This window comes from Hyphomonas sp. (genome assembly GCF_046313975.1).
Lineage (GTDB): Bacteria > Pseudomonadota > Alphaproteobacteria > Caulobacterales > Hyphomonadaceae > Hyphomonas.
In genome coordinates this window covers 1-7,330 of the sequence record NZ_JBKBXB010000070.1, presented here as the reverse complement: position 1 = coordinate 7,330, position 7,330 = coordinate 1, and the positions used below count along the sequence as shown (strand labels likewise).

8 protein-coding genes are annotated in these 7,330 nt (G+C 65.2%); all 8 read right to left on the bottom strand.

Annotation, left to right across the window (positions count from 1 at the left end; translation table 11 throughout):
* Positions 1-131 precede the first annotated feature (131 nt).
* Positions 132-1,439 (bottom strand): APC family permease, encoded by a 1,308-nt coding sequence (locus ACK4TE_RS15675; protein WP_409912473.1) that lies wholly within the window; start codon positions 1,437-1,439, stop codon positions 132-134.
* On the bottom strand, positions 1,436-2,920 hold the full coding sequence (glpK, locus tag ACK4TE_RS15670; RefSeq protein WP_409912472.1) for a glycerol kinase GlpK: 1,485 nt from the start codon (positions 2,918-2,920) through the stop codon (positions 1,436-1,438). The genes ACK4TE_RS15675 and glpK overlap by 4 nt, the downstream gene beginning before the upstream one ends.
* 5 nt (positions 2,921-2,925) lie before the next feature.
* Positions 2,926-3,291: a nuclear transport factor 2 family protein gene (locus ACK4TE_RS15665; protein ID WP_409912471.1), complete on the bottom strand. Its 366-nt coding sequence runs from the start codon at positions 3,289-3,291 to the stop codon at positions 2,926-2,928.
* A 10-nt stretch (positions 3,292-3,301) separates the two neighbouring features.
* Positions 3,302-4,663 carry an amidase family protein gene (locus ACK4TE_RS15660; protein ID WP_409912470.1) on the bottom strand — a complete coding sequence of 454 codons (1,362 nt, stop codon included), beginning with the start codon at positions 4,661-4,663 and terminating at the stop codon, positions 3,302-3,304.
* Between the two features lie 48 nt (positions 4,664-4,711).
* Positions 4,712-5,179 (bottom strand): hypothetical protein, encoded by a 468-nt coding sequence (locus tag ACK4TE_RS15655; RefSeq protein WP_409912469.1) that lies wholly within the window; start codon positions 5,177-5,179, stop codon positions 4,712-4,714.
* Positions 5,167-5,586, bottom strand: a complete 420-nt coding sequence (locus tag ACK4TE_RS15650; protein ID WP_409912468.1) for a D-Ala-D-Ala carboxypeptidase family metallohydrolase — start codon at positions 5,584-5,586, stop codon at positions 5,167-5,169. Before ACK4TE_RS15650 ends, ACK4TE_RS15655 begins: the two co-directional genes overlap by 13 nt.
* Before the next feature lie 279 nt (positions 5,587-5,865).
* Positions 5,866-6,861 carry an NAD(P)H-dependent flavin oxidoreductase gene (locus tag ACK4TE_RS15645; protein ID WP_409912467.1) on the bottom strand — a complete coding sequence of 332 codons (996 nt, stop codon included), beginning with the start codon at positions 6,859-6,861 and terminating at the stop codon, positions 5,866-5,868.
* Between the two features lie 96 nt (positions 6,862-6,957).
* Positions 6,958-7,330: SDR family NAD(P)-dependent oxidoreductase (locus tag ACK4TE_RS15640; protein ID WP_409912466.1), on the bottom strand; the 373-nt coding region annotated here is incomplete at its 5' end.

Sequence of the window (7,330 nt, the reverse complement as noted above, 5' to 3'; positions counted from 1 at the left end):
CGCCGGTCGCTCGTGCATGTGGGGAGCCTCGCTCCCGACGCGCTCGCCACACCTCAAACCATGGACTATGAAAGGGCCAGACTCTCGAAATGAATGAGGGACCCGAGGGTCTCAGGTCACTCACCCTTGTCTTATCGCCTACTGAGCATGCACCAAACTCCAACCCCTGCCAAAAGCACGCCCATTCCGAAGAAGGCCCCGCCCTGCACATACAGGATGGCGGAGACCAGCATCGCGGCACTCGACAGGATGAAGAGGGCCGGTAGGACCGGGTAAAGCGGCACGCGGAAGGGTCTGGGGGCGTCCGGCGCCTTCAGGCGCAGGCGGATGAGGGCGAGGCCGCTGGCAATGAGGAATGTCCAGTAGACGGGCGCAGTATAGTCCACCAGCGTCTCGAAGCCTTTATAGGCGGCGCCGAAGCCGACGAGAGCGAGCGAGACGAGGCCCTGCGCGAGAATGGCGTTGCGGGGGCTGCGGGTGGCGGGGTTCCACCGGCCGATCCATTTCAGGGCGGGCAGGTTTGCCGAGGCGGCGAAAGTGGTGCGCGCGCCAGCGATGATGGTGGCGTTGACGGAGGTGACGGCGGCGGCCACGACGGCGAGCGCGAGCACGACCCCTGCCCCCGGCCCGAAGGCGCGCGCCATCAGGTCAGCGGCGGGGGCGGAGGAATTCGCGAGACCGGCGAGACCGAGACCGCGCAGCATGGCCCACGCGGTGAGCAGGTAGAGCAAGGTGATGAGCGTGATCGAGATGATCAGCGCGCGGAGCATGCCGCGCTGGCCGTCCTTCACTTCGGCCGAGAGGGTCGCCGCTTCGGTCCATCCGCCATAGGCGAGGAGAACGAAGACGAGGCCGTATCCGAGACTGCCGAAGCTGGGCGTAGTTGGTGTGCCGGGATCGAGCGGGGGCGTGCCATCGATCACGAGTTTCACAGCGGCGGCGGCCAGCACGAGAAGGCCAAGCACAAGAACAATGACCAATGCACTGTCGCCCGCTTCGCCGGAAGGGAGCAGCTTGATGGCGGTGAGCAGGAAGACGGAAGCGAAGGCGTAGAGCGCGGGGCCGTGGGGGCCGAGATCGATAACGCGGTTCATATAGTCGCCGATGACGAAACCAAGGAGCGCGATGGCGCCGGTATTGATGACGGCGAAGCGTGCCCAGGCGAACAGGAAGGCAAAGCGGCGGCCCCAGGCGCGCTCAAGGAAATGGTAGTCGCCGCCCGGATGCGCGAAGGCGCTGGCGAGTTCGGAATAGCAGAGCGCGCCCATCAGGGAGATCAGGCCGCCGACAATCCAGAGAAGGTAGACGATGCTTTCGGAGCCGGCATTCGCCGCGACGAGAGCGGGCGATTTGAAGATGCCCGCGCCGATCACCATCGCCATGACGACGACGATGACATAGCGGGTTGTCAGGGTGCGGACGGGTGCGGGCGAGATCATGCCAGCGTGCGGCCGAGGGCGGCGGACCAGCCTTTCAGGAGCGCGGCGCGCTTGCCGTCCTGCATTGACGGCGTGAAGCGGCGGCCCGGCACATCGCGCGCGGCCCAGCCCTCGGGCGTGAGCCAGCCGAGTTGCATCGCGGCGGCTGCGGCGGCGCCGAGGGCGGTCATCTCGCGGTAATCCGGGCGGAAGACGGGCAGCGCACAGACATCGGCGAGGAACTGCATCAGCCAGTCATTCGCGACCATGCCGCCATCAACGCGCAGCTCCGCAATTGGCGCGCCGTCGCCCGCGAAGGCATCGAGCAGGTCGTGCGTCTGGTAGGCGACGGATTCGAGACCGGCGCGAACGAGATGGGCGGCGGTGGCGGCGCGGGTGAGGCCGGCGATGAGGCCGCGCGCCTCCGCGTTCCAGTGCGGCGCGCCAAGACCGGTGAAGGCGGGCACCATGTAGACGCCGCCATTGTCTGGCAGGCTGGCAGCAGCAGCGGCGCTTTCATCCGCCCGCTGAATGAGTTTCAGGTCGTCGCGCAGCCACTTGATGACGGTGCCAGCATTGAAGATGGAGCCTTCGAGCGCCATGGCGCCCGCGCCGGGGAGTTCGTAGCCGACCGTGCCGAGCAGGCGGTTCTGCGAGGCGGGGCGCTTGCTGCCCGTATTGGCGACGAGGAAAGCGCCAGTGCCGAAAGTGACCTTCGCCTGCCCCGGCTCAAGACAGCCCTGCCCGACGAGCGCGGCCTGCTGATCTCCGAGTACGGAGCAGATCGGGATGGCGCGGCCGAACAGCGCGGGATCCGTTGCGCCGTATGCGGCGGCGCTGGGTTTGACTGCGGGCAGGAGAGAAGACGGCACGCCAAGGATGTCGCCCATGCGCACGCTCCAGCCCGCGTCCTTCGCTAGACCAAGGTGGTAGAGCAGCGTGCGCGAGGCGTTGGTGACATCGGTGGCGTGCACCTTGCCGCCGGTGAGACGCCAGAGAAGGAAGGTATCAACCGTGCCAAAGGCGAGTTCGCCCGCTTCGGCGCGTGCGCGGGCACCACTCACATTCTCGAGAATCCAGCCGATTTTCGTGCCGGAGAAATAGGGGTCGAGCAGCAGGCCGGTCTCGCCCTGAACCGTGGGCTCATGGCGTTTGGCTTTCAGCGCGTCGCAGGCGGCGGCGGTGCGGCGGTCCTGCCAGATGATAGCGGGGGCGATGGGTTTACCGCTCGTGCGTTCCCAGACGAGTGTGGTTTCGCGCTGGTTGGTGATGCCGATGGCGGCGATACGTTCAGCGCCGCCCGCCTTGGCGATAACCGTGCGGCAGACCGAGAGCGTGCGCGACCAGATCTCCTCGCCCTGCTGCTCCACCCACCCATCGGCAGGGTATTGCAGCGCAACTTCCTCCTGCGCGAGGGCGACCTCGCCGAAATGGCGGTCATAGACAATCGCACGCGTGGACGTGGTGCCTTCGTCGATGACGAGGATGAAATCAGCAGCCATGAAAATCAGCCTTTCATCTGGGCAGGATCATAGAAGAAGGTTTCTGCCGCAATCCGGTCCCCGCGCCAGGTTTGCCAGGCGACTTCTTCCATATGGCGGCGACCGCCGGATTTCGGATGGAAGGTGAAACGCCAGCGGATGACGACCGTGTCGCCATCGATCAACGGCGGCGCCAGCAGCTCTGTCTCGACGCGCGTCATGCGGTCCAGTGTTGCCTGTTCCTGACTGACCAGCAGGTCGCGGCCGCGCCGGGGCTCAGCCTGGTTTTCCTGCATGCTTGCATCCTCCGTGTACCAATCACGGATGGCACCGGCATGGTCACCGCTGAGAACCTGCGCGGTGAAGCGGTCGATTGTCTCTCTCGAGGGCATACGGAATCCTTCAGACCGTCAGGCCTTCTTCTTCCAGCATATGGGCGAAGCGAAGCGTTGTGTTGTCGGCAAAAGGAGCGCCAATCAACTGGAAACCGATGGGCAGGCCCGATTTCGACTTTGCGACTGGGATGGCCGTGGCCGGGAGACCGGCATAAGTGGCAATCCCGGCCCAGGAGAGCTGGCTGCCAAAGGGAATGACCTGGCCGTCCACCGGCAGCTGCCGCTTCGACCAGTCGGGTTCCGTCTGATAAACGAAGGCGGGCGTTGAGAAAATGGGGGAGAGGATGATATCCGTGCTTTCGAAGACACGCTCCCACTGGCGCGTTACGGCGAGCTGTTCATCCTGCAGGGCCATCCATTCATGCGCGTCGATGGGGCGGGCACCGGGTGTGCCGCGCGAGATGACGGTGTTCAGCATACGGATGTAGGCTTCCATCATGCGGACGAGATCGGGATAGTCTTGCGTGGAATCCGTCACACGGATTCCGGCATCTTCCAGTTTTGCCACGAAGGCATCCAGCGCTTCCGCCGTATCGGCGTCAATCGGCACACCGGGCATCTCGCGGATCACGCGGACGCGGAAATACGCAAGGCGGCTGTGGCGCGGGTGAGGCAGGATGAGGTGGTAGCCAGGGCCTTCCGGGCCGGCGATGATGTGCAGCGTCTCGATCAGGTCTCCGGCATTTCGCGCCATCGGGCCGACAACGGCAAGCGGAACATCGAGACCGTCCGTACCCGGAAAGCCGTGCCCGCGCAGGGGGACGATACCATAGGTCGGCTTGTGGCCGAACACGCCGCACATGTGCGACGGTGCGCGGATCGATCCGCCGATGTCGGAACCGATTTCCAGGGGCACCATGCCTGAGGCGAGCGCAGCGGCGGCACCGCCGGACGAACCGCCAGGCGAACGGGTCGGGTCGAAAGGATTGACGGTGCGGCCATAGACCGGGTTCTCGCATTGCCAGTCGGCGAGCGCGACAGGCACGTTGGTCTTGCCGAGGATGACCGCGCCTTCAGCCTTCAGGCGCTGGACGACGACGGCGTCCCGGTTCGCATCCACATTTGCAAAGCTCTCGAAGCCCCACGTGGAAGGCAGGCCCTCGACATCGTTCGATTCCTTCACCGTCATCGGCACGCCGAGCAGGCGGCGGGGGTCACCGGCTTTGCGGCTCTCATCGATCTGGCGGGCAGCGGCGCGGGCGCGGTCAAAGTCGCGCACGACGACGGCATTGAGGGCTTTATCCAGCGCCTCGATGCGCGCGATGGCGGCATCGCACGCTTCCAGAGCCGAGAGTTTCCCGTCGCGCACGGCCGCTGCCGTCTCCCGTGCGCCGAGTTTTGCCAGATCCGTCTTTACCGAAGCACTCATGGCTCCCTCCCCTTTGCGGGAGGGAACCTAGCATGCTTCAGGAAAGGCTCAACGCACCTCGCGCCGGTTGCCGCGGTCGCCGAACCACCAGAGCGTGGCCGCCGTGGCCGCGAAAGTTGTGGTCTCGACAATGGCGGCGCGTGCCTCGGCGGCCGCGCCGAGCCAGACGAGACCGGTGATGACCCACAGGAGCAGCGTAAGCAGCGGGCGGGTGAGCGCGCGCACAGCCTCCACCCACCTATAGCTGCCGCCAATGGCCGCTTCGGCCTGCATGGACGCGGTGAGGCCGGCCCATGAGCCCGCGGTGGCCGCCAGCTTTTCCTCCGCGGCGAGCGCCGCCGCCCGCGCCTGCATCTGGAGCTGGGTGATATCCTTTTCATGCGCCCAGCGGGCGCGCTCCTGCTGGTTGTCTTGGCGGCGCTCCACCAGTCCTGCGACCCGGCCGATGACGGTGCCGAGAAGGCCGAAGATTCCGCCGCCAGCCGCGCTGGCCGCAAGCCCGATTATATCTGCCATGCGTGTTCCGCCCCCGGATATGTCCATTCGGCAGGGATCGCCCGCCGGTCGAGGTGAATGAAGTCCTTGCCCAGGCCGATGCCTGTGAAGCCGCAGCGCTTGGCGGAGCGGTAAAGAAGCTGGCGGCTGTGCCGGTCGAGCGAGATGTCGACGGCAATCTTGCGGTGACGCGACCGCGGCGTGCCGCGCACCAGCGCATTGCGGATGGCGCAGCGATGGCCCGAGTTGATGACGAGCGGCCGGCGCACGAGGGCGCGCAACGCCTCGAGTGCGTCGAGAAAGGCCGGATCGTGCCAGTATTCTCCCCGGCAGCCGCTTTGTTGACAGCGGCACGCCAGCTCCTCCGGCCAGAAGTGGGGCCAGCGCCAATCCGTGAGCGGAACATCCTTGTACGTCGTGTAAAGCATGCCTGCAGTATCACGCCGCGGATGACCCCACCGGATTGGGAAGTTATGGAATTCCGCAGTTGGGAGGGAGGGCGGCGCGGAGAGCGCGCCTCAGTTTCTTGATTTTCATGTAATTTTCTGCGGTACGAGCGCGAAGACAATTTCGCGGGAGGTTACGTTTGAAGCCGGCTTTGTTGCGTTCGGCGAAAGTTACGCAACAAGTTTGGGTGTAGCGGTGCGCTCAATGCTTGTCATCCCGGCGAAAGCCGGGATGACAGGTTGGGTGAGTTCAGGAAATGATCAGGCGTTCTCGGAAATTTTCCGGGTGAAGGCCTGGCCTTTCATCAGGGCGGCGCGGGCATCGTCGAATTCGCGGACAAGCTGGTCGACATAGGCTTTCACGGGGCCGCGCGATTTCACGGCGCCGATGCCCTGGCCGCAGCCCCAGATATCTTTCCAGGCTTTCGCCTCGGTGTTGCCGCCGGAGCCGAAATTCATCTTGGACGGATCGCTTTCCGGCAGGTTGTCGGGGTCGAGGCCGGCGGCGATGATCGAGGGCTTCAGGTAGTTGCCGTGCACACCGGTGAAGAGGTTCGAGTAGACGATGTCTTCGGCGCCGTATTTCACGATGGCGTCCTTGTAGCCTTCCATCGCGTTGGCCTCATCGCAGGCGATGAAGGCGGAGCCGATGTATCCGAAGTCTGCGCCCATCGCGAGCGCCGCCGCGACTGCGCCGCCCGTGGCGATGGAGCCGGAGAGCGCGAGCGGGCCGTCGAAAAATTCGCGGATCTCCTGGATCAGCGCGAGCGGCGAGAGCGTGCCGGCGTGACCGCCTGCCCCGGCGGCGACGGCGATGAGGCCGTCTGCACCTTTCTCCAGGGCCTTCTTCGCAAAGAAGGTGTCGATGACATCGTGCATGACGATGCCGCCATAGGAATGGATGGCGTCGTTCACATCCGTGCGTGCGCCGAGCGAAGTGATCACCAGAGGAACCTTGAACTTCACGCAAGCTTCCATGTCGTGGTCGAGGCGGTTGTTCGTCTTGTGGACGATCTGGTTGACCGCGAAGGGGGCGGCCGGGCGATCCGGGTTCTTGATGTTGTATTCGCCGAGTTCGGTGGTGATCCGGTCCAGCCACTCATGCAGCACCGGGCCGGGGCGCGCGTTCAGGGCCGGGAAACTGCCGACGACGCCAGCCTTGCACTGGGCGATCACGAGGTCCGGGCCGGAGATGATGAAGAGCGGAGAGGCGATGACGGGGATACGCAGGTTCTGCAGCACGGGAGGAACGGTCATAGGCGGGTCCTTCTGGGAAAGTGAACAGTGTTTACATTGCTCTGGAATGTAGCGCCAGACCCCCGTCCGGCAAGCCATAACGTGGGGGGAACTATCCTATCCGATCAGCACACTGCCGCCGCCATCGACCGGAAGAATGGCACCGGTGATATAGGCGGCTTCATCGCTGGCGAGGAATAGTGCGGCGTAGGCCGTGTCCCAGCCGGTGCCCATCCGCTTCATCGGTACGCGCGCCGCGCGCTGGGCGCGCAGTTCGTCTTCGGGAACGCCAGTTTTCTGCGAGATGCCGGAGATCGCCATCGGCGTGTCCATCAGGCCGGGGGTGATGCAGTTGCACCGCACCCCGCGCGAGGCGCCGGACATGGCGATGCTGGCGGTCATACGGTTGAGGCCGGCCTTGGAGAGTTCGTAGGCGAGCTGGAATCCGCCCGCGATGGAGGCGAGCGAGGAGATGTTGACGATGGCGCCG

Bases quoted from the DNA above. Each gene is read 5' to 3' on its own strand.
- glpK (WP_409912472.1), bottom strand. From the start codon at position 2,920: ATGGCTGCTGATTTCATCCTCGTCATCGACGAAGGCACCACGTCCACG.
- ACK4TE_RS15675 (WP_409912473.1), bottom strand. From the start codon at position 1,439: ATGATCTCGCCCGCACCCGTCCGCACCCTGACAACCCGCTATGTCATC.
- ACK4TE_RS15645 (WP_409912467.1), bottom strand. From the start codon at position 6,861: ATGACCGTTCCTCCCGTGCTGCAGAACCTGCGTATCCCCGTCATCGCC.
- ACK4TE_RS15660 (WP_409912470.1), bottom strand. From the start codon at position 4,663: ATGAGTGCTTCGGTAAAGACGGATCTGGCAAAACTCGGCGCACGGGAG.
- ACK4TE_RS15655 (WP_409912469.1), bottom strand. From the start codon at position 5,179: ATGGCAGATATAATCGGGCTTGCGGCCAGCGCGGCTGGCGGCGGAATC.
- ACK4TE_RS15665 (WP_409912471.1), bottom strand. From the start codon at position 3,291: ATGCCCTCGAGAGAGACAATCGACCGCTTCACCGCGCAGGTTCTCAGC.
- ACK4TE_RS15650 (WP_409912468.1), bottom strand. From the start codon at position 5,586: ATGCTTTACACGACGTACAAGGATGTTCCGCTCACGGATTGGCGCTGG.